The sequence below is a fragment of the Phocaeicola sartorii JCM 17136 = DSM 21941 genome (assembly GCF_054653615.1).
Genome location: NZ_BAAIFW010000005.1, coordinates 3,533,016 through 3,556,972, shown reverse-complemented (window position 1 = coordinate 3,556,972; position 23,957 = coordinate 3,533,016). Strand labels below are relative to the sequence as shown.

Genomic DNA, 23,957 nt, shown 5'->3' with positions numbered 1-23,957 from the left:
AACTTGTTTTCACTTTGAAAGGAAGTCATTTTTGCGGAGAAAATTTACAAAAAAAGGAACTACTCGTTGGCAATTTAGCCCCCCCCTTCCTCCAAAGAGGGGTAACTAAGAGAGGGGTTACGGTGGTATCTGTACTTATGATTGATTTTCCCAAGAACCTTCAATCGTTTCTTCTTGTCTTGGTTGATTCTCCCAAGAACTTTCAATCGCTTCTTCTTGTATTGGTTCATTTTCCCATATTCTTAAGTTTGATTCAACTTTTCTTTTTATATTAAAATCGCCTAAATATGATTTCTCTAATGTTTTTAAATCATGTCCTGCCATGTTTGCAATTTCCTCTAATGTTGCTCCTTTATCATTCAGAACATTTAAAGCCGTATGTCGTGCAGCATAGTATGTAATCCTTTTTTCTGTTAGCGAAGTTGGTGCATTATGGATGGTTGCAATGTAATCATTTAGCGCATCGGCTAAAGTGTTCCAATAATTAGACATTCTGCTATATATTTGCTTCTTACTTAATTGAGAGTAAGTTTTTTTGTCGAATACGTTTAAAATGAAATCGTCTTCTTTTTTTTTGAAACCTACCTCATCATAATAATAGGGATATAATAGGGAATCAATAATATAACAAGGTAATTTAATATTAACTTCTCTTTTTGTCTTTTGTCTCAATAATTGTACTGAATAATATTCAATGATTTGGTTTTTGGTATTATATTCTTTCATATATTGAGAATCTTTAATTCTTGTGTAATCAAGTGGCATTTTTTTGTATTGCTTGCGTTTTAAGTCTTTCATTCGTAAATATGATAAGTCAATAGGGGCTAATCCGTCAAATGCAACCATGATTAAAAAGATATTTATCGCATTAAAATAGCTATTATTATTAAAGGTGTACGGCTCATTTAGCCAATTATTTAAATGTTCATTTGTACCAATATTATACAAATGTTGAAGAAAGGTAAATCCTTCAAGGTCTAATGTCCTTTTTTCAATGATGCTTGTATAGGCTCTCTTATTATAAGATATTGGTTTATAATATAGAATATGCCCCTCTGTAAATCCCCAATTATATGTTGTAATAAATCGTTTGATTAATTCTTTAGCTTGTTTGACTCCTTTGCTTTTTAAGTTTTCTTCTAAGGTTGCAAACCATGTTTTGTTGATTGATTTAATTGCGATTTCATTCCCATAGATTTTAATCAAAGCATTTTTTAATTGTCTATATTTTCTTGCACTACCTTCCTCGTATGTTTGTATTTTGGCATCAAGTAAATCAAAGAAATTAGTGTATATTGGAATAGTCTCGTTATCGTCAATTTCATTATATATAGCTGTAATTTCTTCATGGGATGCGAGAAGGTCTAAGTCGTATGGACGATTGATTGTATCGAACTCTGTCACTCTTTGTAAGATTCGTAGATATTCGTCATTGACAATTTTATTTTTCTCTTTATATTTTTTGTCTTGACACTTAACAGCAAGTTTTTCTTTATTCCAATATTCGGCTTTGGTAGAAACTCCCGTCATTACTAATTTGGCTTTTTTATGGTGGATTCTAATGGCGATAGGGTGTTCTCCATTCGCTAATGTTTTACTTTTGAATAACTCTTTTCTGACTTTCATAATCCTATTTTTCGGGGTTCAATTTTATTTTGGTTTAAAGTTGGTTTAAACTTTTATGGTTTAAACCGAGTGATTTTAACTATTGGCAAAAATAGGAATAAATTCTGTAATATGCAATATAACAGTTTGTTATAAATGAAAAATGCCAACGTGATTCCCATCAAATTGGCACTCAAATAAACTTGGCAGAGTTTACTTTAAAATAAATGTTCTTTTTACCTGATATTCTTTTCCGGACAGTGAAACGGAGAAAATAGCGGATGTGATTAAAGGCATCCCTTACGTTCAGTGTTCCAAGCTCTTTCCTCGAAAGCTTCAGATTTGATAAATGCACAGGCAGGTCTTCTGACTCGTTTCCGCTATAAGCACCTTCCCGGAAATTATCCCAGTGGTTATTGGCATTTTGCTTATGCGTTTAGTGAAACATACAGCAGCGGGACTGTTCAGGATTCTCACCTTGATTCCCTTTTAATCATTCACCTCGGAGGGGAGATAAATGAACCGATGCATCGCAAAGATACAGTTTATATTTAAGAAAACAATTATCTTTCTTTATTTTTTAGAGTCTGTTTAAATTTTGAAGAAATTTTAGAAACAGGTTCTTGGCATCTTCTCATTCTTTGCTCAGTGTAAATATGAATTCCAGTCCTCCACCGGGGGTATTTTTGGCAAAAATTGTTCCGCCATGCAGAATGACTGCGTTTTTTACAATGGCCAGTCCCAGTCCGGTACCGCCCAGTTTGCGTGAACGCCCTTTGTCCACCCGGTAGAAGCGCTCGAACAAACGGCTTAGATGTTCGGGGCCCACTCCTACGCCTGTGTCCGAGAAACTGAAATAGTAAAAACGTTCGTCTTCGCGGAAACAGCGGATGGTTATGGAAATATGAGTTCCTGCGTATGCAATGGCGTTGTCCGTCAGATTCCGGAAGATGGAGTACAGCAGGGAGGAATTGCCTTGTACGGTCAGTCCTTCAGGCAGCATATTGTGGGCAGTGATCTTCTTTTCTTCCAGTTCTAAAGTTACTTCGTTCAGGATATTCCGCATCATGATGGTGAGGCTTACCGGTTCTGTCTCGATCATGTTCGGAGCTTCTTCCATGCGGGTGAGTACGGAGATATCCCGTAACAGATGTGCCAGCCGGTTACTTTGTGCATAGCTTCTCTCCAGAAAAGCATTGATTTTCTCACGGGGCAGGGTAGGGTTGTTTACTATGGTTTCCAGATATCCCTGTATGCTGCTTACGGGGGTTTTCAACTCGTGGGCAATATTCTGTGTCAGCTGTTTTTTCAGCAGTGCCTGTTCTTGTTCCTGAGTGATGTCATTGATGGAAATTTCAAAGCTGTCATCTTGAAAGATAATGCATTCCACGGCAAAGATACGTCCGTTCTTGTCTATGTTCAATGACATCCGTTTCTCTTCTTTGCCGATACTGCGTTCTCTGTTTTTTGTAATGAAACGGGTGATGGGCTGCAATTCGGGGATGGAGAAGATTTCTTCCGTAGAACTCAGATTCTTGTCCGAGATGAGGTTGGCATATTGTGTGAACAGGTTATTTACCAGAATCTCCTCTTTGCGGTGGTTGAACACACCCAAACCTTCGTGCGAGATCTGGAGGTGGGTAATCAGTTTTTCGCGTTCGATATATAAATCTTCTTTTGCCTGATGCAGACGTTTGTAAATCTGAATAATATGTTGGGATATCTCGCCCAGTTCGTTTTTGGGAAAGGCATCCTGCATATCAGTGTCTATCGGTTCGTTGCGGTCGGCTTTCATGGCGAATTGTTGTAATTTTGTGATAGACATTCCCAGCTTATGTGTAAACCGGTAGAAAATAATTATTAATATCAGGCTGATTATCAGTGTGAACCATACATAATGGGAATCTGCTTTCAGGTGTCTCATCAGACTGACATTATAGGGGAGGGCCGAACGGATGATATAATCCAGATTAGGATAATACCTGGCTGAATAGAAGAATTCACCTCCCAGACTTTCTGATTGTCTGTTGATGGAGTAGCCGCTGCCATAAGTGATAGCTTCTTTTATTTCCTGACGGTTATGGTGGTTCTCGAAGTGGCTGGGATCTTTTTCCAGATTGTCGTAAACTACAGTACCATTTTTGTCAATCAGTGTCACGCGTAGATCTTCAAAGGTATGTTCGCATACATAGTCGTCCAGTTGTTGGATATTCAGCGTATCCCTGCCACGGAGGAAATCATTCAGACGGTCGTTGTAATTCTGGAGCTGTGTGTTCAGCAGCTCTATTTTGTATTCTTTCTCCCTGCGATATTGGAATGCCATGAAACAGATGGCGAATGCTATGAATAAGGAGATTACCGACAAGAACAGTTTCTTGTTGAAAGACAGGACGTGGCTGGATAATTCAATAGTCATGGAAAAGTACAGGTTAGGTTATTCGCATTCAAAACAGTATCCGTACCCCAGACGGGTGACGATATATTTTCCGTATTCGCCTATTTTCTTGCGTAGGCGGGTGATGTTGACATCAATGGTACGGTCCAGCACATAGACTTCCTCCTGCCATACTTTAGCCAGGATGTCCTCGCGTGAGAATACGCGGCCTTTGTTTTGCAACAACAGCAACAGAATTTCGAATTCCTTCTTTGTCAGTGAGATTTCTATGCCGTTTATGCTGACTTTCTTTTTGGTGATGTCTATCAGGAGTCCTTTGTACTGCAATTGTTCCTGCGCTTCTTTCCCCAGTGTGGAGCTTGTGCGTCGGAGGACAGCCTTGACACGTGCTATTACCTCACGTAGTGAAAAGGGCTTCGAGATATAGTCGTCGGCTCCTAGGTTGAATCCTGTCACGGTATCGTTTTCAGTATCTTTAGCGGTGATGAATATGATGGGAATAGAAGCGGTGGCTTTATTCTTTTTCAGCATGTTCGCCATTTTGAATCCTGATATTTCTCCCATCATCACATCCAGCAACAACAAGTCGTATCGGGTCAGTTCCATCTTCAGGGCTTCTTCGGCGGAGTTTGCTGTGTCCACAAAATACCCTTCGTTTTCTAAATTGAATTTAAGAATCTCGCAGAGATCCTCTTCATCGTCAACTACTAAAATGCGGTAATCGTTCATATATCCATCTTTTTAATATTACAAAACTAATCTTTTTCTGATCAGCATTGCAAAGATGGGGCATTTTTATTTCTATTTGATGAAACAAATATTACAAAAAGGTTACATGTGGTGAAATCCTTGAGTTTTCATCGCAGATTTCATCATTTTCAGTGATTCTGCCATCATGCTCCCGATGATAGTGAATGCGATTTATTATGATTTCGTAAACTCTCCGGCTACCGGAATACTCATTTGGTAACGTATTTCTCTTTCACTCTTTCCGTGTCCCAACAGGAACATCAGTTTGGTAAGAACGGATTCCACCGTACTGTCATAGCCGCTGATGACCCCTGCGTCCAGCAGATGGAGTCCGGTTTCATACCTTCCCATTTCCACAGTTCCGGTAGAGCATTGGGAAATGTTGACAATGATGATTCCCCGCGAGGTGGCATCCCTTAGAAGTTCGATGAACCACGGCTTTTGCGGAGCATTACCCGAACCGTAGGTCTTTAATACTACTGCGCGTAATCCTGGTGTATGTAGGATATTGCTGATCATGTTTTCCTGGATGCCCGGAAAAAGGGTCAGTATAATTACATTGGTGTCATAAAGATAATGTGGCTTTAATGGCAGGTTGGGGTCGGCTTTATGAATACGGTCATATTCATATTTTATGTGGATACCCGCTGTCGCCAGCGAAGGGAAATTGTATGAACGGAACGCATTGAAATTCTCCGCATTGATTTTTGTGGTACGGTTTCCGCGCAACAAATGATTTTCGAAGAAGATGCATACTTCGGGTACAATAGCAGTGCCGTCCGGATGTTTGGCAGCGGCTATTTCTATGGAAGTGATCAGATTTTCCTTTCCATCGGTGCGCAACATGCCGATGGGCAGCTGGCTGCCTGTCAGAATAACCGGCTTGCTCAGGTTTTCCAACATGAAGCTGAGTGCTGAAGCGGTGTATGCCATCGTGTCTGTACCGTGCAGAATGACAAATCCGTCAAAATTATCATAATTGTATTTGATGATCTTGACTAACTTGGCCCATAAGGCAGGTTCCATATCCGAAGAGTCAATGGGGGGATTGAACTGGTAAGAGGAGATACGATAGTTGAATCGCTTTAATTCGGGGACATTGTCTTGCAACTGGTCGAAATTAAAGGCTTCTAGTGCACCTGTCTCAGGATTTTCAATCATACCGATCGTACCGCCTGTATATATTAGCAAAACGGAAGGATATTCACTCTGTATCATGCGTTTCTCTTGTTTAATTTTGGCACAAAGATAGTAATTATGTGTAAATGTGACAAAAATAAGAGAGGGAAATAACAAAATGTTTTTCATTATGGGTGATGACTGCCTCTGCCGGATGCTGTGAATGGAAGAAGTAGAAAGATCAGGTATAAGATTATATATCTTGCAGTGGTAAGATATAGTATCTTATGGCTGTAAGGTACTATATCTTTCGCTTGTATCGCCCTGATCTTTCAGGTGAATTCTTGAAGAAGGGGACGTTTCCGGGCTGCGGAAGGTTAGTTTTTCAAGGCTTCCAGCAGCCTGTCCGCCGCTTTTTCCGCATTTCCGTCCTCCTCGTCCAGCAAGGTCACGAATTTACTGCCGATGATGGCTCCTGCGGCATGAGCGGATGCAGTATCGAAGGTTTGTTTATTGGAAATTCCGAAACCTATCATACGGGGATTGCGTAAATTCATGTCGGCGATGCGTTGGAAATAAGCTTGTTTTTGTGCGTTGAAATCTTTTTGGGCACCGGTGATAGCGGCGGAAGATACCATATAGATAAAACCGTCGGTGTGTTCGTCAATCAAGCGGATACGTTCTTCACTGGTTTCCGGAGTGATGAGCATGATGATTCTTACATCCTGTTCCTCGGCAATGGAACGATATTCCTCCATATAATCTTTGAAAGGCAAGTCAGGGATAATCACTCCGTCGATTCCCGTCTCCCGGCAGGTACGGCAGAAATCCTTGAATCCATATTGCATGATGGGATTGAGATATCCCATCAGCACCAGCGGAATCTGTACTTCTTTACGGATATCTTTCAGTTGGTCGAAAAGAAGTTTCAGTGTCATGCCGTTTTTCAAGGCGCGGGTGGCGGCGTGCTGGATAACGGGACCGTCAGCCATCGGGTCACTGAAAGGAATGCCGATTTCAATCATGTTAATCCCTTTTTTTTCCAGGGCTTTGATGGTGCTTGCCGTACCTTCTAAAGTAGGAAAGCCAGCGCAAAAATAAATGGAGAGGATGTCTTTTTGCTGGGTACTGAATAATTGGTTGATTCTGTTCATTGTATTTTTTGTTTTAATTGGTTTATAAATGTGTGGACGGCGGCGGCATCTTTCAGAGCCGGAGCGGTCTCGAACCCGCTGTTCAGGTCGATGCCTGCCCATTGTTCATGCTTGAATTGCAACAGAGGGGAAAGACTGCCGGGACGGAGACCGCCACTCAGCAGGAAAGGTGTCTTTCCCTGATAGGCTTGCAGGATATTCCAGTTGAAGGTTTTGCCGGAACCGCCATATCCGGAGCAGGCAGTATCGAAAAGAAAGTAATCGCAAACGCCCTCATAACAACCGGCGGGTTGCAGGTCGCTTTCCTGTGCTATGGAAAAAACTTTAATGACTCCCAGTCCGGCGGCTTTTAATTTGCGGCATTGTTCCGGTGTCTCCCTGCCATGCAACTGGATATGGTGCAGACCGAATTCCTGTGCTTTCTGCAGGATGTTTTCGCTGCTTTCGTTGACAAAGACTCCGATCCGGCGGCATTGTTCCGGCAGGTATTCCGGACGATGTGATACGTGGCGTGCAGACTGGGGGAAGAAGATGAATCCCATCCAGTCTGCTCCGGCTTGTTCTATGGCGCGTATGTTTTCGGGCTCGCGCATACCGCATACCTTGATAATCATTGTTGTTGCATCCTAACATTTTTCCAGTTGGGTTATAAATTCTTTTAAAGCTTCTCCCGGTGCGGGTGTTTTCATAAAGTTTTCCCCTATCAGGAATCCTCGGAAGCCGGCAGCCCGGAGTTGCTTGACTGTTTCGGGGCTGGAGATGCCGCTTTCAGAGATCCGGAGCATTTCTTCGGGTAGTTTTTCCGCCAGGCGGAAAGAGTTTTCCACCTCTGTGTGGAAGGTGCCCAGATTACGATTGTTGACTCCTACCATGTCAATGTTTTCGTCTATATATTCCAGTTCTTGCTCGTTGTGGATTTCCAGCAGGACTTCCAGTTCCAGTTCATGGGCTTTGAGGGCCAGGGCTTTGCATTGTTCTTTCTTCAAAGCGGCGGCTATCAGAAGGATAGCCGCCGCTCCTACGATGCGTGCCTGATAAAGTTGGTATTCATCTATAATGAAATCTTTCCTTAGAATGGGAAGTTGCACGTGGGGGCGTGCCGAACGGATATCTTTCAGGCTGCCGCCGAAGTATTTTTCATCGGTGAGGATGGAAAGTGCGGAGGCTCCGGCCGCTTCGTAAGCGGGAGGAATGGTATCTGCCTGTGCGTCTTCTTTTATCCATCCTTTGGAGGGAGAGCGACGTTTGAACTCGGAGATGATGCCGTAAGGAGAAGAGGTAAGACTGGCACGCATACTGATACGTGGCATGGGCTCGTTACAATTGTTTATCAGCATTTCTTTGCTGATGGCAGCCTTTTGCAGTTCGATCTCGATCTGCTTGCAGGCGATGATTTCTGTTAATATATCTGTCATTGTATGAGGCGTTTGGTGGTGGAATACCGGGTGTGTAATCAACTGTTCAGTTCCACAAATTTTTTCAATGTATTCAATGCTTTTCCGCTTTCCAATGATTCACGGGCGATGGCCACGCATTCTTCTATCGGTTTGGCCGGTTCCATGGCTTGTATGGCAAAAGAAGCGTTAATCAGCACACAGTCTGTCTGGGCTTTGGTGGCTTTGTTCTCCAGTACGTTATTGAAGATTTTCGACGCTTCTTCGGGAGTGTTCCCACCATAAAGCTCTTCTTGTCTGGCGAGAGAGAAACCTAGTTCGGATGGCTTGTAGATGGTTTCGTAGCGATTGGTCATCACCTTGAATTCATCGGTCAGTGAGATTTCGTCGTAGCCGTCCAGGTTGTTTACTACGGCGAAGCCAATGCCCAGTTTCTGGAATACGTTGGTGTAAAGGCGCATTTGTGGCAGATCGGCGACTCCTAGAAGCTGGTAAGCCGGAAGACATGGATTAACCAGCGGACCCAGCAGGTTGAATATGGTACGTACTTGCAAGGCTTTGCGGACAGGACCTACACTTTTCATGGCAGGATTGAACAATTGGGCATGCATATAGACCATCCCACATTCCTCCATAGAACGGGTCAGCTTATCCGGATTGTTCGTGAATTTTACGCCGTGTTGTTCGATGACATTGCTGGCTCCGCTGACGGAAGTCGCGCCATAGTTGCCGTGTTTGGCAACATGATATCCGGCTCCCGCTACAATGAAGCAGGCGCAAGTGGAGATGTTGAAGGTGTTTTTTCCATCACCGCCTGTACCTACAATATCAATGGGGCTGTAAGCGGAAAAGTCTATAGGTATGCGGGTGGTGAGCAATGCTTCACGGAAACCTATCAATTCTTCTACTTTGATGCCGCGCATTTGGAAAACAGTCAGCAGGGCGGCTATCTGTGCGTCGTTATACATTCCCCGGGTTATGTTGAGCAGCAAATCTTTTGCTTCTTCCCGGGTCAGCTCCTCGTGATTGAAGAGGCGGGATAATATAGCTTTCATATTTATTATGTACGGTTGGGGTTATGCGTTTAGAAAATTGGCTATCATGGTTTTACCATCGGGAGTCAGTACGGATTCGGGATGGAACTGGATGCCGTGGATATCGTATTCTTTATGTTTCAATGCCATGACGAGACCTTCTCGGCTTACTGCGGTTATTTCAAGGCAGTCGGGGAAGCCGTCCGTATCTACCACCCATGAGTGATAACGTCCTACCGGCACTTCATCCGGCAGTCCGTTGAAAATGTAATCGGTTTTCTCTCCTTGGTCTTTTGATTGATTCTTTTTAATTGAGATGGGGGTCTGTACGCCATGAAATACTTCGCTCAGATTGGTCAGCTTGCCGCCAAAAGCTTCTCCTATGGCCTGTTCTCCCAAGCATACACCCAGAATCGGTTTCTTGCCGGCATATCTTTTAATTACTTCGAGCAGCAGGCCTGCTTCCGATGGAATGCCGGGACCGGGTGAAAGAATGATTTTATCGAATTTTTCCAATTCGTCCAGTTGGAAAGCATCGTTGCGCAATACGGTTACTTCGGCTCCCAGTTCTTTTACCAGATGACTCAAGTTGTAGGTAAATGAGTCGTAGTTGTCTATAATTACTATTTTCATGATGATTCGTTTTTACATTTGTTCTGCCAGGATGATCGCTTTTTTAAGTGCTCCCAGTTTGTTGTTTACTTCTTGCAATTCGTATTCTTCATTACTCTTGGCTACGATGCCGCCACCGGCTTGAAACCATAGTTCGTTGTTGCGGCTGACGAATGTACGGATGGTGATAGCTTGGTTCAATGTGCCGTTCAGCCCGATAAATCCGATGCAGCCTCCGTAGGCTCCACGGCTGTGAGGTTCGTATTCGCTGATCAGCTGCATGGCTTTTACTTTCGGAGCGCCACTCAGGGTTCCGGCCGGGAAAGTATCAATAAATGCTTTGATGGGATTGGCTTGGGGATTCAGTTCGCCACTGACCCGGCTTACCTGGTGAATGACGTGGCTGTAATATTGAGCTTCTTTGTAAAATTCTACTTGTACATCGTGACAGTTGCGGCTCAAGTCATTGCGTGCCAGATCTACCAGCATTACATGTTCCGCATTTTCTTTGGGATCAGCCAATAGGTTGGCGGTGAGTTCAGCATCTATTTTCTTGTCTCCGTTGCGACGGGTGGTTCCGGCGATAGGGTCGATGGTGGCACGTCCGTTTTCTATTTTACAGTGGGTCTCGGGCGAGGAACCGAAAATACGGAAGCCTCCGAAATCAAAGTAAAATAAATAGGGGGACGGGTTGATGCTGCGTAAAGCCCGGTAAAGTTTGAAATCATCTCCTTCGTAACGTTGGATAAAACGGCGTGAAAGGACGATTTGGAAAACATCGCCGCGCATACAGTGGGCAATGCCTTTGCGGATGTTCGCCTTATGCTCTTCATCGGTCAGGGTGCTGGTGGTTTCGCCTACGGCACGGAAGTCGTAAGTGGTATAGTTACGGTTGTGGATCGCTTTCTCCACATAATCCAGATGGCTGTCCTCACCGTCCTGCAACATTTCCAGTAATAGCATTTCATTGCGGAAGTCATTGAAGACAATCAGGTATTTATATAAGATATACAACATATCCGGAGCATCGTTCTTAGGATCACGGCTATCTTTTACATTGATATGTTCGAAGTAGCGTACGGCATTGAACGTGGTATAACCATACAGTCCGCAGTAGTTGTTGTATTCTCCGCTTACTTTGAAATGATTCAGAAAATCGGAGATCGCATGGTCTGCCCGGAAATGTTCGGTGATGGGATGTTCTTCCATGCTGCCGTCAGGGTAGGTGGCAGTAGCTGTGCCATGGTTGATTCCGATGCTGGCTACCGGATTCAGTCCGATAAAAGAACGGTTGTTCTCACTTCCATGATAGTCGGAACTTTCCATCAGTGCACTCTGTGGGAAAATGTCGCGTACTTTCAGATAGGTACTGACCGGTGTATGCAGATCACCCAGTATGGTTTTGTATCGGGTGGTATAAGTAAAAGTTTTCATTGTTTCTTTTCTGTTTATAGTTGTCCGTATCGGATTTTTGCTCTCGTGGGTTTCTATGTGTTATTGCAAGGAGGTCCTTGTGCCGGATTCTTTCAAGTAGGTCTCAATATCCTTATCTCCGCGTCCTGATACGGTGAGAACCACTATATCCGTTGGTTTGAATCTCATTTTGTCCAGTGCTCCCAATGCATGAGCCGACTCCAATGCCGGAATAATACCTTCCAGTCGGGTCAGTTCAAATGCGGCACGGATGGCTTCATCATCGTTTATGGCGAGTACCAAAGCGCGTTGCTGTTTGGCCAGATTGGCATGCATGGGACCTATGCCCGGATAATCCAGACCGGCAGAGATGGAGTAGGGTTCCTCTATTTGTCCGTCCTCATTCTGGATAACCAAGGTCTTTGCTCCGTGGATAATTCCCATTTTCCCCAGTTGGATGGTAGCGGCCGAAAAACCGGTATCTATGCCTTTGCCTCCTGCTTCGGCCAGGACAATCTGCACACGTTCGTCATCTATATAGTGATAAATGGTTCCTGCCGCATTGCTTCCTCCGCCTACACAAGCCATCAAGTAATCGGGATATTCCCTTCCTTCCTGTTCTTTCAGCTGCTTTTTGATTTCTTCGCTGATAACGGATTGCAGACGTGCCACCATATCAGGATAGGGATGAGGTCCTACGGTAGAGCCGATGACATAGTAAGTATCGGCAGGGTGGCAACACCAGTCGCGGATGGCTTCGTTTGTAGCATCTTTCAATGTCATGTTGCCGGAAGTGACCGGGCGGACTTCGGCTCCCAGCATTTTCATCTTTTCTACATTGACATGCTGGCGTTCTACATCGGTCTTGCCCATGTAAACAATGCATTGCATGTTCATCAAAGCGCATACCGTGGCGGTGGCCACACCATGCTGTCCTGCTCCGGTTTCTGCAATGATGCGTTTTTTCCCCATACGTTTTGCCAGTAGCACTTGGCCGATGGCATTGTTGATTTTGTGTGCTCCGGTGTGGTTCAAATCTTCACGTTTCAGGTAGATTTTACAGCCGTATTTCTCGCTTAGCCGGTTTGCCGGATAAAGCGGTGAAGGGCGTCCCACATAGTCGCGTAGTAACTGGTGGAATTCTTTTTTGAATTCTTCACTTTCCAATACCTTGGAATAGGCATTTTTCAATTCTTCCACACAGCGGTGGAGGATTTCGGGAATATATGCCCCGCCAAATTCGCCATAATAACCTTCTTTGTTTACCTGATAAGTTTTCATTGTCGTTCTATATTTAATTTTGATTGTTCATTGCACTAACGAAAAAAGGCCTGTCGTAAGTACGACAGGCCTTCAATTTGAATATCCTTTTAGAATGTCAGGTATATATACATGGTCTGGTTCCCTTACGACTTGTTGAGTTGTAAGAAACGCCACCAATATGTATTTACCATGATTCTGTTCATAAAATCTGTTTTTATTTTGGGGCAAAAATAAGCGTTTTGTTTTAAACTCCAAAGAAAAAATTACTTTTTTTTCTATTTATTGGCTGCTTCGTGCATTCTCCCTTTCACCTCTTCTACTTTCTCACCTACTTTTCCGGCTACTTCACTGCTAACTTGTTCTGCTTTATGTTTTGCTTGGTGAGCCAGATCTTTGGCATCTTCCTGTAAGTCTTGAATGGCATCATACACGTCTCTTCTCAATTTGCGGCCTCTGTTACTGTGTGCGAAACAAGTTAATGCACTGCCGACCAACGCTCCTAGTGCCAGTCCGGCAAAGAATTTTCCATTATTCATGATCTTATAACTTTAAATTGGTTTTATAAATGAACATTCCGGGGGACGGAATGGTTTTTAATACATCAGTTAATAAATCATTAAAATGAAGCGTATGAAACGTAAACTTTGGATAAGAATAGGTGCCGTGTTGTTGGCAGGATTGCTGTTATGGTGGCTCTTTTGGGCTATTTTGATTGATGAGGATGAGAATGTACAAAATCTGCCTGAGACAGAACAGATAGAGTGATTTACCATAAGACAAAAGGATGATCTTCAGACATGAGTACGAAAGAACAGATTGGGATAGTCGGTGGAACATTCTGTTTGCTAAAGTCTATAGAACAATAGAATGTAGTTCTGAGTTTATGACAGGAAAATCTGTTCTGGCTTTGTTCTTTTGTTCTTCTGTCTGGAAAATTAATATCCGTTTTGCATCTGTCTTCTCAGAAATAATCAGTATATTCGCTTCATTAACCAATTAGACATGATTGAATATGAAAACAATGAATTATTCTATAATCAGATGTATCTGTGCATTGGTCATCGGTGTGTTGCTGGTGGCATGGCCTGAGGCTGCCATCCTTTATCTGGTTATCACAATCGGTGTGCTGTTTCTGGTACCGGGACTCTTTTCTGTATTCGGGTATTTGATTCGCGGCAAGCAGGATGGCAGTAGTTTTCCTATTGCCGGACTTGGCAGCCTTTTGTTTGGATTATGGCTGATGATTATGCCGGCATTTTTTGTCGGCATCCTGATGTATGTGCTGGGTGCAGTCTTGGTACTGGCGGGAATCAGTCAGATTGTGAATTTGTCTGCTGCGCGTAGTTGGACGGTGGTACCGGGAGGCTTTTTTGTGATACCTGTGCTGGTGCTGATTGCAGGGATTGTAGTATTGTTTAATCCGTTTACGGCGGCTACTGTTCCGTTTATCATTCTGGGAGTGAGCAGCATTGTGTACGGACTGTCCGATTTGATAAACATCATCCGCTTCCGTCAGAAGAAAGAAACGGATATGCCCGAAATAGTGGATATTACTCCTATAGAAGAGATAAAAGACTAATCCGATATTGATATGAAAACACGAGGGTGCTATTTTTTATTCTTTTTGATCTTATGTGTGGTGGCAGGTTGCAAGGGAACTTCTTCACCTTCCACCGCATCCGGAACGGATGAGTACGCCGGGGCATGTGAGGGGGAAAAAGCGAAAGCTATTTTGTGGGTGGATTATAAAAGAGGGCGTAAGATAGCGGACGGGACTCCGATAAGAACGGTAAAAGTCTATGCGGATGTTCATGCCGATGGAAGTCTGAAAGTGCTTTCCTGGTGTAAAAAGCAGCCGATGAAGGTAGAAAATTACTTATTGAAAAGGGTGGAAGTTTACCGGATCAGGAAAGAAATGTTCGAAGGGGGATATCTGAAACCGGGAGAACAGTATTTGCAGTTGCGCTATCTGCCGGGAGAGGTGAAATAATATGTGGTAGGAAGTATTGAAATTCGTAAAAAAAGGTTTTTGTTTCTTTTATATTCACTATCTTTGTGTAACACAAATTGTTAGAAATATGAAGAAACAAATCTTATTGTCCTGTGCCCTTGCCTGGACTGTGATGGCAGGTGCTGAAACGATTGACATTACTACTTTCCGTTATGCCGGACCCTACGTTGTACAGGCCCCTTTCCAGGTGGACAGCGTGGATGTGAATTCAAAGACTTTTGTATCCGGACGTCTGTTGGATACTCCTCTTTCTGTGGACGTATTGCAACAGGGAACTTTAGTTACAGGCGGGCTTTTGCCGGGTAGTGATTCGGGATATGCCTTGCACATGGTGGGTTTTGTGTTGGAGAATACTCGTTATGCCACGGCCAAGTTGAAGATTGACGGGCTGAAAAAATACCAACTTTATGTAGATGGGAAAAAACAGGAAGGGACTGAGTTGGCTTTGGAGCCGGCCACCCATGCTGTAGTCATTAAATATCTTTCTGAAGCAGGGAAAACAGACTCCTTGAAAGTGAGTGTGGATACGGATCAAGAAGGAAGCATTTCACTTAAGCAGGATAACAAAAAGCTATATACTTTGGCGGATGTGTTGCATGGAACTCGTTTTGCCGGAGTAGGACTTTCCCCTGACGGCAGATATCTGATTACCAATTATCGTACGACTTGTGTAGGTGGCCGGTCGGCCGGCAGTACGCGTGTTACTGAACTTGCCAGCGGTAAGGTCTTGGCGGAGCGTACTGAAAACATGCAATGGATGCCTCGTTCTAACCGTTATTATTATACCCGTACAGGGGTGGACGGCAGGCAGCTGATCGTTGTAGATCCGCTTACCGGAGCAGAGACCGTGCTGGTGAATAAATTGCCTGACGGGTATTTCCAGTTCGCACCTACGGAAGACTACCTGCTTTTCACCATGACCCAGGAAGGACCGAAAGAACGTAAAGAGATTTATGAAGTCCTGGAACCGGATGACCGCCAGCCGGGATGGCGCAACCGTTCTTATCTGGCTAAATATGATTTGAAGACCGGTTTGTTGCAGCCATTGACTTTCGGTTATCACAATGTCTGGGCTGCCGATATTTCCAATGACGGCCGGTATCTCTTGATGATGACCAGCCGGAGCCGTCTGACCAAGCGTCCTACCACTTTGTTCTCACTATATCGGTTGGATATGCAGACTTTGCAGGCGGAACTGCTGATAGATAAAGATGGTTTTATCAGTGGAGCCCGTTTTTCACCTGACGGAACGCAGGTGTTGGTATCCGGCTCGCCTGAATCACTGGGTGGAATAGGGAAAAATGTGAAGGAAGGGCAGACTCCGAGTATGACGGACGGTCAGCTTTATTTGCTGGATATAGCTGATAAGAGAGTCACTCCGCTGACGAAAGATTTTAATCCCAGCGTACAGCGTGCCGTGTGGAATAAGGCCGACGGGCAAGTCTATTTCACGGCCGAGAACCGTGACTGTTACAGTTTGTACCGGATGAATCCCGCCGACGGGAAGATTCAGCAACTGGAGGTTTCAGAGGATTTGGTCAATTCATTCTCATTGGCGCAAAATGCTCCGGTTATGGCCTATTATGGACAGAGCGCCTCAAATTCCGACCGTTTGTACACCCTGAATACCAAAAAGATGAAATCCTCTTTGTTGGAAGATTTAAGTAAGGACCTCTTGAAAGATGTGGAGCTGGGCGAATGCAAGGCTTGGAGTTTTACCAATTCGCGTGGTGACACCATTTATGGCCGTTATTACCTGCCGCCTCATTTTGACGCCAACCGGAAATATCCTATGATAGTGAATTATTATGGTGGATGCAGTCCGGTCAGCCGTAATTTCGAAAGCCGTTATCCGCATCATGCATACGCGGCATTGGGCTATGTGGTGTATGTGATAGAACCTAGCGGTGCCACCGGTTTCGGACAGGAATTCTCCGCCCGCCACGTCAATACAGCCGGGGAAGGGGTGGCACAGGATATCATAGAAGGTACCAAGCAGTTTTGTAAAGAGCATGCTTTTGTCAATGACCGGAAAATAGGTTGTATAGGTGCGTCCTATGGCGGTTTCATGACACAATACTTGCAAACGCGGACCGATATTTTTGCAGCGGCCATCTCTCATGCCGGCATCAGTGACCATACCAGTTACTGGGGGGAAGGATATTGGGGATATTCGTATAGTGAAGTTTCCATGGCGAACAGTTATCCGTGGAGCAATCCTGATCTTTTTGTAAAACAAAGTCCGTTGTTCAATGCGGACAAGATACATACGCCTTTGCTGTTCCTGCATGGTGATGCGGATGTGAATGTGCCGGTGGGAGAGAGTATCCAGATGTTTACGGCACTGAAGTTGCTGGGACGCGAAACGGCTTTTGTGGCGGTAACGGGACAAGATCATCATATAGTGGATTATGGCAAGAGAATCCAGTGGCAGAACACGATTTTTGCCTGGTTTGCCAAGTGGTTGCAGGATGATGCGACTTGGTGGGACGCCATTTATAAACCGAAAAACTTATAGCTTTTTATAGAGGAATAAGGTGTCTCCGGATGTATGCTTTTATACGTCAGTACGTGTAGACTTATACATTAGTATGTGTAAGCTCACACGTACTAATGTATAAGTCTACACGTACTAACGTGTGACGAGCCTGTTTTCACTATCCGTTTTCCCGATACTGTTTCGGTGACATGCCAGTATATCTTTTAAAATATTTTCCAAAGAAAGAGATGTCCGGGAAATTAAGTGAATAGGCTATTTCCTGAATGGTAAGGTCGGTGGATTTCAGTTTGGCTTCGGCGTCCGTTATCACCAGTTTGGCGATGATGTCTGTAACGGTCTTCCCCGTAACCTTGTTAACAGTAGTGCTGAGATGCTGGGGGGATATATGAAGCAGATCGGCATAAAAAGCCACACTCCGTTCCTTGGTATAATGTTTGATGATGTATTGGACCAGGCGTTTTACAATTTCTTCTCCACGATTGAAAGTACGTGTGGCTACACTGGTGTTTTGATGGATGCTGCCTACACCGTGTAATATGGAAAGAAAAATGGTACTGATCAAGTCTTTATTGGGCTTGCTCCCTATACGCTTCATTTTTATCAGTAACATAAAGTAGTCTTGAAACAACTCCGTTATTTCGGGACGCAGAGGGATAATGGGCGTGTCAATCAATGCTGAAAGATAATTCATGGTGGAATTGAAGAAGTTTATTCCGTTCAGCAATTCTTTGTTGAATCCTACCATGTACAAACGGCAGTCGGGACTTTGCCGGTGAACATGCACAAAGGTTTCGGGCAGAATGGTGACGATGTCGTTCTTTTGTATCTTGTATTCGGACAGATGAATCGTTATGTCACATTCACCTCGCAGGCACAGAAGGAACAGGCAGCCGTTCATTCGTTGCGGATAATGGTAAATACGCCCTAACGAACCTGTCATGTCAATTTCTGCTACGAAATCCTTGTTGGGTTTAAATAGGTTAATGTCATCTACGTACTTCATAAAAATAAAGAAAATTTTGATTATGCACCACAAATATAGGGCAGTTAAAGCAGATAACAAAGAAAATGCTTAAAAATAGACTAATATATCTTACTGCTGGCACTTGTACGCCTCTAATAATTATAAGAACTTTGCAGCGAAAACTAATAGTGAAGATTAACAGTATGAAAGGTAAAAATTTGTCTATTATGGCAATGATTGTAGCAGTGTTCTGTTCTTGTGGACAGCAACCTGCGCAAGAACGTGGTCCCCGTCCCGTGAAACTGGCGGAAGTGACCTCGTTAAGCAGGATCGAAAAATCGTATTCAGGTGTTGTGTCGCCTGATCAGTTCAGTGACTTGGCATTTAAAATGTCCGGTCCGCTGGTAGCAATGAACGTACTCGAAGGACAACGGGTGAAGAAAGGGCAGGTGGTGGCCGAAATAGATCCGACTGACTACAAACTGGATTATGATGCCAAGAGGGCCTCATTCCAAAAAGCGGCATCACAGATGCAGCGCGCGGAGAAGCTGTTGGCTAAGAACGCCATTTCCATGCAAGAGTTTGAAACCACCCAGGCTTCGTACACCAATGCCAAGTCGGCATTCGAAAATGCGCAAAACACATTGAATGATACCAAGCTGCGTGCTCCGTTTGATGGCTTCATACAAAAAAAATACGTTGAAAACTATCAGCGTGTACAGCCCGGACAAGGGGTGGTCTGTCTGATCAATCCCGCTAAACTGCAAGTGGAGTTCACCATCCCTGAAACGAATATTTCATACGTCACTTCTCCAGCGACTATTTATGTGGAATTTGATGCTTATAAGGGAAAATTGTTTCAGGCAAAGGTCAAGGAATATGTAGAGGCTTCTCCCGATGGTGCCGGAGTACCAGTGTTCCTCTACATTGATGATCCTGAATTTGATTTGAAAAAATATCAGGTATCCGTAGGGTTCTCATGCCGGGTCATTGTCAATATTGAGAACGAGGTGGTGAAAGAAGGAATTACGGTGCCTTTGTCGGCTGTGGTGTTTGACAATACGTTGAACAGTAAGAAAGTGTTCGTTTATAATCCCTCCACGCAGAAAGTGGAACAACGCAAAGTCAACGACGAGGGTACTATTGTAGGACGTAATGACTTGATTGTTACCGGAGACGTGAAAGCGGGTGAACAGGTGGTCTCTGCCGGAGCTTCTTATCTGGTGGATGGTCAGCAAGTAAAAATATTAACTGAATAAAAAAGGAGAGAGCAGATCATGAATATTCCAAAATATTCTTTGGAGAACCGGAAGGTTATCTATTTCTTTTTGGCTGTTTTGCTGATAGGCGGAATTATCTCCTTCTTTAAGCTGCCTAAGAAAGAAGATGCGCCTTTCGTGATAAAGACCGCGGTATTGGTTACCCAGTATCAGGGAGCGAATCCGCACGAAGTGGAGAAGCTGATTACAGAACCGATTGAGCGCGAAATCCAGTCCATGACGGATGTATATCAGATTAAATCGGAATCTTATTTCGGACTGTCCAAGATTTCTATCGAACTTCAGCCTACGATTGATCCGGACTATATGCCGGTGAAATGGGACGAGTTACGTCGCAAGGTGGCGAATATACAACCCAAGTTGCCCAGCGGGGCGTCTACCATTACGGTGAATGATGACTTTGGGGATGTGTATGGCATTTATTATGCCTTGACAGCCGATGCCGGGTTCTCATATACCGATTTGCGTGACTGGGCGCAACGCATACGTACCCAGTTGACTCCGATTGAGGGGGTGCAGAAAGTGATGTTATACGGGGAACAGACCGAAGTGATCAATGTCAAGCTATCTACCTCCAAGCTTTCGGCGCTGGGGATTGATCCCACTTCGATCATGGGCATCTTGCAGAAGCAGAATATACAGGTGAATACGGGAGATATAGCGACCGAAATTTATCAGTTGCGCTTGCGTACGGAAGGAACCTATACCAGTCTGGAAGATATAGAGAACCAGTTGATTATCAGTAAGGACGGACGGGAAGTACGTTTGGGGGATATTGCAACGGTGGAGCGTGGATACTATGATCCGCCTTCAACCTTGATGCGTGTCAATGGAAAACGTGCCATCGGTATAGGTGTAGCCAGTGGAGCAAAGGATAATGTGGTAGCCGTGGGTGAAGCGGTGGATGAGAAGTTGGCGGAAATAGAGCAATTGTTGCCTATCGGCATTGAGCTGACCTCGCTTTATCCTGAGGACAAGATTGCCGATGAGGCGAATAATGGCTTTATTCTGAACTTGATAGAGTCATTGGTTATTGTCATCCTGATTATCTTTGTGGTGATGGGGTCGCGTGCCGGTATGCTGATCGGCAGTTCGTTGCTTTTCTCGGTAGGTGGTACCTTGCTTATTATGTTGATGTGGGGGGTAGGACTGAACCGTACTTCATTGGCGGCATTTATTATCGCCATGGGTATGCTGGTGGATAATGCCATTGTGGTGACAGATAATGCGCAGATAGGCATCAAGCGCGGAAAGTCACGTTATCAGTCATTGATAGACGGTGCCCTCAAGCCGCAGTGGGCGTTGCTGGGTGCGACTTTCATAGCCATCTGTTCGTTCCTGCCCTTGTATCTGGCTCCGGCATCCGTGGCCGAGATTGTAAAACCATTGTTTATTGTATTGGCGGTTTCATTAGGCTTGAGCTGGATTCTGGCTTTGTGTCAGACTACTACTTTCGGTAATTTCATTTTGAAAGAAGCGGCTCCCGGCGGTGCCATGAAAGATCCCTATGATACTAAACTCTATCATAAGTTCGAGAAGTTCCTGACGTTGCTTATCAAGCGCCGTTTTGTGACATTGACCACTGTCTTTGTGACTTTGGTGCTTTCTTTGGTCATTATGGCTGTTATGCCTCAGAGTTTCTTCCCGAAAATGAACAAGCCTTATTTCCGTGCCGATCTGGTATTCCCTGAGGGATTCAGTATTCATGCGGTAGATCAGGATGTGATGAAAGTGGAGGACTACTTGAAGAATCATGAGAAAGTTAAATCATACTCGGTGACATTGGGCGGTACTCCGTTGCGTTACTATCTGGCAAGCTCCTCTTTCGGACCGAAGTCCAATTATGCCAATGTAATGGTGGAAACCAAAAATCCTGAAGATGCGGCCGAAGTGGAACAGCAGTTCTATGAGCACATGACTCAGAACTTCCCCAATATCATTACCCGTTCGGCACTTTTTGCATTGTCTCCGGTGCCTGAGGCTGCTATTGAGATCGGTTTTATCGGCGAGAATCCCGATACGCTGACAGCATTGGTTGAAAGGGCGAAAGAGATAGTCCGCCAGTGTGATATGGTGACGGATATCCGTTCCAACTGGGGAGATAAGGTTCCCGTATGGAAGCCGATGTTCTCTCAACAGAAAGGTTTGCGTTTGGGAATTACCCGTCAGCAGGTTGCCAATTCATTCCGTACGGCCACCAATGGCCTGCCTTTGGGTGAATACCGTGAGGGAGATGTCTCCTTGCCTATTTTGTTGAAAGACGAGGATGTGGAGACAATGAACTTGAATGACGTGAAGAGTGTGCCTGTATTCAGCACGAAAGGAAACTCCGTGAAGGTGGAGCAGGTGATTGATAATTTCTCTTTGGGATATGATTATAATGTAGTCCGTCGCTTCAACCGCGAGCGTTGCATGATGATGCAATGTGAGCCGAAACGTGGAGCCAATACGATGGCTGCGTTCAAACAGGTGCTGACTGCCGTACAAGAGCAGATGCAGTTGCCCGAAGGATATAAAATGAAATATTTCGGCGAGCAGGAAACACAGGATGTAAGTAACGCTGCATTGGCGAAGAATATTCCGCTGACCTTCCTGTTGATTTATGTGGTTCTGCTGTTCCTTTTCCCCAGCAACTACCGTAAGCCGGTATTGATTATGCTGATGTTGCCGCTGGTGTTTATCGGTGTGGTATGGGGCTTGCTCTTGTTTGGCAAGTCATTGGATTTCTTTGCCATTCTCGGTCTGTTGGGATTGATCGGTATGAATATCAAGAATGCCATTGTGCTGGTCGATGAGATCGGACTTCAGCTGAAGGATGGAAAGGGTGCGGTGTCTGCTGTGGTCGAGGCTACCAAGACACGTATTGTTCCGGTGACCATGGCTTCGGGGACTACCATTCTGGGTATGCTTCCCTTGCTGGGCGATGCCATGTTCGCAGGTATGGCGGCTACCATTATGGGTGGTTTGTTCGTATCGACGGTACTGACCATTTTTGTTCTTCCGGTAACTTATTGTATTTTCTTTAAAATCAGAGCAGACAGATAATGAAAACTAAGATGATCTATATTATAGGTATGGCTTGCATGACCGGTACGCTTTCGGCTCAGACTGTCGTGGATTATTCTACCTTTGAACAAAAGGTACTGGACTATAGCCAAACCTTAAAACAAAGCGTGGCGCAACGTACTGCCATGCAGAAGGCCATGAAAGCGGCAAAAACCGCTTTCTTTCCGGCAGTTGACGCAACGGGAAGTTACCAGTATCGTATCAACAAGTACGAGATGGATTTCGGGGGGATGGCTGTTCCTATGGAGCACGATTCATACAGTGCCGAAGTAGGAGTGTCACAACCTGTTTATGCCGGTGGAAGTATCTATCACAATTACAAGGCTTCACAAATACAGACCCGGATGGCGGATAAGTCGGTGGATTTGACAACGGATAATATTATCTATGCCGCTGAAGCCAGCTATTGGGGAACAGCCGCACAAAAAGAAATGTATGAAACGATGTGTCAGTATGTGCGGATTATTGAGCAGTTGACCAAAGTGCTGCAAGACAAGTACGATGACGGCTACATCAGTAAGACGGATCTCATTCAGATGCAGACCCGTCTGAAGGAGGCCGAACTGCAACGTTCCGGCAGCTATCAGTCTTATCAGGTTGCTTTGCAGAATATGAATGTACTGATGGGGCTGGAACCGCTGGCCGAAATGGATTTGACGGATTCTATTTCTACCGTATTGCCCATGCCTGCCTTTATAGGAGCGGAAACAGCCTTGAATGTGCGTCCCGACTATGCTATCTCACAATTGGATGTGGACTATCAGAAAAGACAGGTGAGTCTGGCTGCCGCCAAGTACAATCCTTCTCTTTCTATCGGCTTTAAAGAGACATGGGGAACACAGATGCTGAACATTTCGGGCGAAACTATGTTTAATAGTAATGTGTATGCCTCTATTAAATTGCCGATTTTCCATTGGGGAGCCCGCTTTAAATCGACGGCTGCACAGAAGGCTGTTTTATTGGGCAAGCAGTATGCATTGCAAGATAAGCAAGACCAGATAAGCAAAGAAGTGGCGAAGGCATGGACGGCTCTGACAGAGAATACCCGTCAGATCAGCATTGCCGAGGAGAACTGCAAATTGGCAGAAGAGAATTTGGATCTGAATACTTTTAGTTATACGGAAGGTAAGTTGACTATTTTGGATGTGCTTTCTGCACAGCTGACATGGATACAGGCATATACAAACCTGATCCAATCGTATTACGAGCAGAAGATTGCGTTGGCTGATTACAGAAAAGCGACCGGTATAAGGTATTTAGGACAGAAATAGATAAATTCAGACCAGATTCTTATCATATAAAAAAAGTCACAATAAAGCAGGTTTGGTTATCTTTGTATCCAGATCTGCTTTATTTGTTTTTATCAGTTTATGTTTACTGCAAAGGCTTTCTTTACA

20 protein-coding genes and 1 riboswitch are annotated in these 23,957 nt (G+C 44.4%); of the genes, 7 read left to right on the top strand and 13 right to left on the bottom strand.

Annotated elements, in window-relative coordinates:
• Window positions 1-135 precede the first annotated feature (135 nt).
• From ACYQ0C_RS15245 to ACYQ0C_RS15190, 12 genes are all read right to left on the bottom strand, one after another.
• Entirely contained in the window at window positions 136-1,626 is a 1,491-nt protein-coding gene (locus tag ACYQ0C_RS15245) for an Arm DNA-binding domain-containing protein (RefSeq protein ID WP_016275734.1), read from the bottom strand.
• Between the two features lie 318 nt (window positions 1,627-1,944).
• A riboswitch (cobalamin riboswitch) is annotated at window positions 1,945-2,147 on the bottom strand.
• Between the two features lie 92 nt (window positions 2,148-2,239).
• Window positions 2,240-4,021: a two-component system sensor histidine kinase PhoR gene (phoR, locus tag ACYQ0C_RS15240; protein WP_016275735.1), complete on the bottom strand. Its 1,782-nt coding sequence runs from the start codon at window positions 4,019-4,021 to the stop codon at window positions 2,240-2,242.
• A gap of 18 nt (window positions 4,022-4,039) precedes the next feature.
• Window positions 4,040-4,729 (bottom strand): two-component system response regulator PhoB, encoded by a 690-nt coding sequence (phoB, locus tag ACYQ0C_RS15235; protein WP_016275736.1) that lies wholly within the window; start codon window positions 4,727-4,729, stop codon window positions 4,040-4,042.
• Window positions 4,730-4,924: 195 nt separating this feature from the next.
• The gene (locus ACYQ0C_RS15230; RefSeq protein ID WP_016275737.1) at window positions 4,925-5,968 is read right to left on the bottom strand and encodes an asparaginase; all 1,044 of its coding nucleotides are present in this window, start codon (window positions 5,966-5,968) and stop codon (window positions 4,925-4,927) included.
• A 278-nt stretch (window positions 5,969-6,246) separates the two neighbouring features.
• The gene (gene trpA, locus ACYQ0C_RS15225; RefSeq protein ID WP_016275738.1) at window positions 6,247-7,023 is read right to left on the bottom strand and encodes a tryptophan synthase subunit alpha; all 777 of its coding nucleotides are present in this window, start codon (window positions 7,021-7,023) and stop codon (window positions 6,247-6,249) included.
• On the bottom strand, window positions 7,020-7,637 hold the full coding sequence (locus tag ACYQ0C_RS15220; RefSeq protein ID WP_016275739.1) for a phosphoribosylanthranilate isomerase: 618 nt from the start codon (window positions 7,635-7,637) through the stop codon (window positions 7,020-7,022). Before ACYQ0C_RS15220 ends, trpA begins: the two co-directional genes overlap by 4 nt.
• Window positions 7,638-7,649: 12 nt before the next feature.
• Window positions 7,650-8,438 (bottom strand): indole-3-glycerol phosphate synthase TrpC, encoded by a 789-nt coding sequence (trpC, locus tag ACYQ0C_RS15215; protein WP_016275740.1) that lies wholly within the window; start codon window positions 8,436-8,438, stop codon window positions 7,650-7,652.
• Window positions 8,439-8,476: 38 nt separating this feature from the next.
• Window positions 8,477-9,472, bottom strand: a complete 996-nt coding sequence (trpD, locus tag ACYQ0C_RS15210; protein WP_016275741.1) for an anthranilate phosphoribosyltransferase — start codon at window positions 9,470-9,472, stop codon at window positions 8,477-8,479.
• A 21-nt stretch (window positions 9,473-9,493) separates the two neighbouring features.
• Window positions 9,494-10,084 (bottom strand): anthranilate synthase component II, encoded by a 591-nt coding sequence (locus tag ACYQ0C_RS15205; protein WP_016275742.1) that lies wholly within the window; start codon window positions 10,082-10,084, stop codon window positions 9,494-9,496.
• Window positions 10,085-10,096: 12 nt separating this feature from the next.
• Complete coding sequence (locus tag ACYQ0C_RS15200) at window positions 10,097-11,497, bottom strand: anthranilate synthase component I family protein (protein ID WP_025076584.1); 1,401 nt, start codon at window positions 11,495-11,497, stop codon at window positions 10,097-10,099.
• 60 nt (window positions 11,498-11,557) lie between these two features.
• Window positions 11,558-12,757: a tryptophan synthase subunit beta gene (trpB, locus tag ACYQ0C_RS15195; RefSeq protein WP_016275744.1), complete on the bottom strand. Its 1,200-nt coding sequence runs from the start codon at window positions 12,755-12,757 to the stop codon at window positions 11,558-11,560.
• Between the two features lie 257 nt (window positions 12,758-13,014).
• On the bottom strand, window positions 13,015-13,275 hold the full coding sequence (locus ACYQ0C_RS15190) for a YtxH domain-containing protein (RefSeq protein WP_016275745.1): 261 nt from the start codon (window positions 13,273-13,275) through the stop codon (window positions 13,015-13,017).
• A 94-nt stretch (window positions 13,276-13,369) separates the two neighbouring features.
• Between ACYQ0C_RS15190 and ACYQ0C_RS15185 the strand changes: the two genes are divergently transcribed.
• The 4 genes from ACYQ0C_RS15185 to ACYQ0C_RS15170 all read left to right on the top strand — a co-directional run bounded on the left by ACYQ0C_RS15185 (window position 13,370) and on the right by ACYQ0C_RS15170 (window position 17,268).
• Entirely contained in the window at window positions 13,370-13,504 is a 135-nt protein-coding gene (locus ACYQ0C_RS15185; protein ID WP_257205086.1) for a hypothetical protein, read from the top strand.
• A 247-nt stretch (window positions 13,505-13,751) separates the two neighbouring features.
• Window positions 13,752-14,318, top strand: coding sequence for an HdeD family acid-resistance protein (locus ACYQ0C_RS15180; RefSeq protein ID WP_025076583.1), 567 nt, complete (start codon window positions 13,752-13,754; stop codon window positions 14,316-14,318).
• Window positions 14,319-14,330: 12 nt separating this feature from the next.
• On the top strand, window positions 14,331-14,729 hold the full coding sequence (locus ACYQ0C_RS15175; RefSeq protein ID WP_016275748.1) for a DUF4891 domain-containing protein: 399 nt from the start codon (window positions 14,331-14,333) through the stop codon (window positions 14,727-14,729).
• An 88-nt stretch (window positions 14,730-14,817) separates the two neighbouring features.
• Window positions 14,818-17,268, top strand: a complete 2,451-nt coding sequence (locus ACYQ0C_RS15170) for a S9 family peptidase (protein ID WP_016275749.1) — start codon at window positions 14,818-14,820, stop codon at window positions 17,266-17,268.
• Between the two features lie 139 nt (window positions 17,269-17,407).
• On the opposite strand, the gene ACYQ0C_RS15165 is transcribed toward ACYQ0C_RS15170, so the two are convergent.
• Complete coding sequence (locus ACYQ0C_RS15165) at window positions 17,408-18,253, bottom strand: helix-turn-helix domain-containing protein (protein WP_025018689.1); 846 nt, start codon at window positions 18,251-18,253, stop codon at window positions 17,408-17,410.
• Window positions 18,254-18,417: 164 nt separating this feature from the next.
• Here ACYQ0C_RS15165 and ACYQ0C_RS15160 point away from each other — a divergent pair, with 164 nt between their 5' ends.
• From ACYQ0C_RS15160 to ACYQ0C_RS15150, 3 genes are read left to right on the top strand one after another with little or no spacing between them, the layout of a single operon-like run.
• Window positions 18,418-19,473 (top strand): efflux RND transporter periplasmic adaptor subunit, encoded by a 1,056-nt coding sequence (locus tag ACYQ0C_RS15160; RefSeq protein ID WP_025076582.1) that lies wholly within the window; start codon window positions 18,418-18,420, stop codon window positions 19,471-19,473.
• Between the two features lie 18 nt (window positions 19,474-19,491).
• Window positions 19,492-22,539: an efflux RND transporter permease subunit gene (locus ACYQ0C_RS15155; RefSeq protein ID WP_016275752.1), complete on the top strand. Its 3,048-nt coding sequence runs from the start codon at window positions 19,492-19,494 to the stop codon at window positions 22,537-22,539.
• Window positions 22,539-23,831 carry a TolC family protein gene (locus ACYQ0C_RS15150; RefSeq protein ID WP_025018691.1) on the top strand — a complete coding sequence of 431 codons (1,293 nt, stop codon included), beginning with the start codon at window positions 22,539-22,541 and terminating at the stop codon, window positions 23,829-23,831. The genes ACYQ0C_RS15155 and ACYQ0C_RS15150 overlap by 1 nt, the downstream gene beginning before the upstream one ends.
• Window positions 23,832-23,957: the final 126 nt, after the last annotated feature.

Bases quoted from the DNA above. Each gene is read 5' to 3' on its own strand.
- ACYQ0C_RS15245 (WP_016275734.1), bottom strand. From the start codon at position 1,626: ATGAAAGTCAGAAAAGAGTTATTCAAAAGTAAAACATTAGCGAATGGA.
- phoR (WP_016275735.1), bottom strand. From the start codon at position 4,021: ATGACTATTGAATTATCCAGCCACGTCCTGTCTTTCAACAAGAAACTG.
- phoB (WP_016275736.1), bottom strand. From the start codon at position 4,729: ATGAACGATTACCGCATTTTAGTAGTTGACGATGAAGAGGATCTCTGC.
- ACYQ0C_RS15230 (WP_016275737.1), bottom strand. From the start codon at position 5,968: ATGATACAGAGTGAATATCCTTCCGTTTTGCTAATATATACAGGCGGT.
- trpA (WP_016275738.1), bottom strand. From the start codon at position 7,023: ATGAACAGAATCAACCAATTATTCAGTACCCAGCAAAAAGACATCCTC.
- ACYQ0C_RS15220 (WP_016275739.1), bottom strand. From the start codon at position 7,637: ATGATTATCAAGGTATGCGGTATGCGCGAGCCCGAAAACATACGCGCC.
- trpC (WP_016275740.1), bottom strand. From the start codon at position 8,438: ATGACAGATATATTAACAGAAATCATCGCCTGCAAGCAGATCGAGATC.
- trpD (WP_016275741.1), bottom strand. From the start codon at position 9,472: ATGAAAGCTATATTATCCCGCCTCTTCAATCACGAGGAGCTGACCCGG.
- ACYQ0C_RS15205 (WP_016275742.1), bottom strand. From the start codon at position 10,084: ATGAAAATAGTAATTATAGACAACTACGACTCATTTACCTACAACTTG.
- ACYQ0C_RS15200 (WP_025076584.1), bottom strand. From the start codon at position 11,497: ATGAAAACTTTTACTTATACCACCCGATACAAAACCATACTGGGTGAT.
- trpB (WP_016275744.1), bottom strand. From the start codon at position 12,757: ATGAAAACTTATCAGGTAAACAAAGAAGGTTATTATGGCGAATTTGGC.
- ACYQ0C_RS15190 (WP_016275745.1), bottom strand. From the start codon at position 13,275: ATGAATAATGGAAAATTCTTTGCCGGACTGGCACTAGGAGCGTTGGTC.
- ACYQ0C_RS15185 (WP_257205086.1), top strand. From the start codon at position 13,370: ATGAAACGTAAACTTTGGATAAGAATAGGTGCCGTGTTGTTGGCAGGA.
- ACYQ0C_RS15180 (WP_025076583.1), top strand. From the start codon at position 13,752: ATGAAAACAATGAATTATTCTATAATCAGATGTATCTGTGCATTGGTC.
- ACYQ0C_RS15175 (WP_016275748.1), top strand. From the start codon at position 14,331: ATGAAAACACGAGGGTGCTATTTTTTATTCTTTTTGATCTTATGTGTG.
- ACYQ0C_RS15170 (WP_016275749.1), top strand. From the start codon at position 14,818: ATGAAGAAACAAATCTTATTGTCCTGTGCCCTTGCCTGGACTGTGATG.
- ACYQ0C_RS15165 (WP_025018689.1), bottom strand. From the start codon at position 18,253: ATGAAGTACGTAGATGACATTAACCTATTTAAACCCAACAAGGATTTC.
- ACYQ0C_RS15160 (WP_025076582.1), top strand. From the start codon at position 18,418: ATGAAAGGTAAAAATTTGTCTATTATGGCAATGATTGTAGCAGTGTTC.
- ACYQ0C_RS15155 (WP_016275752.1), top strand. From the start codon at position 19,492: ATGAATATTCCAAAATATTCTTTGGAGAACCGGAAGGTTATCTATTTC.
- ACYQ0C_RS15150 (WP_025018691.1), top strand. From the start codon at position 22,539: ATGAAAACTAAGATGATCTATATTATAGGTATGGCTTGCATGACCGGT.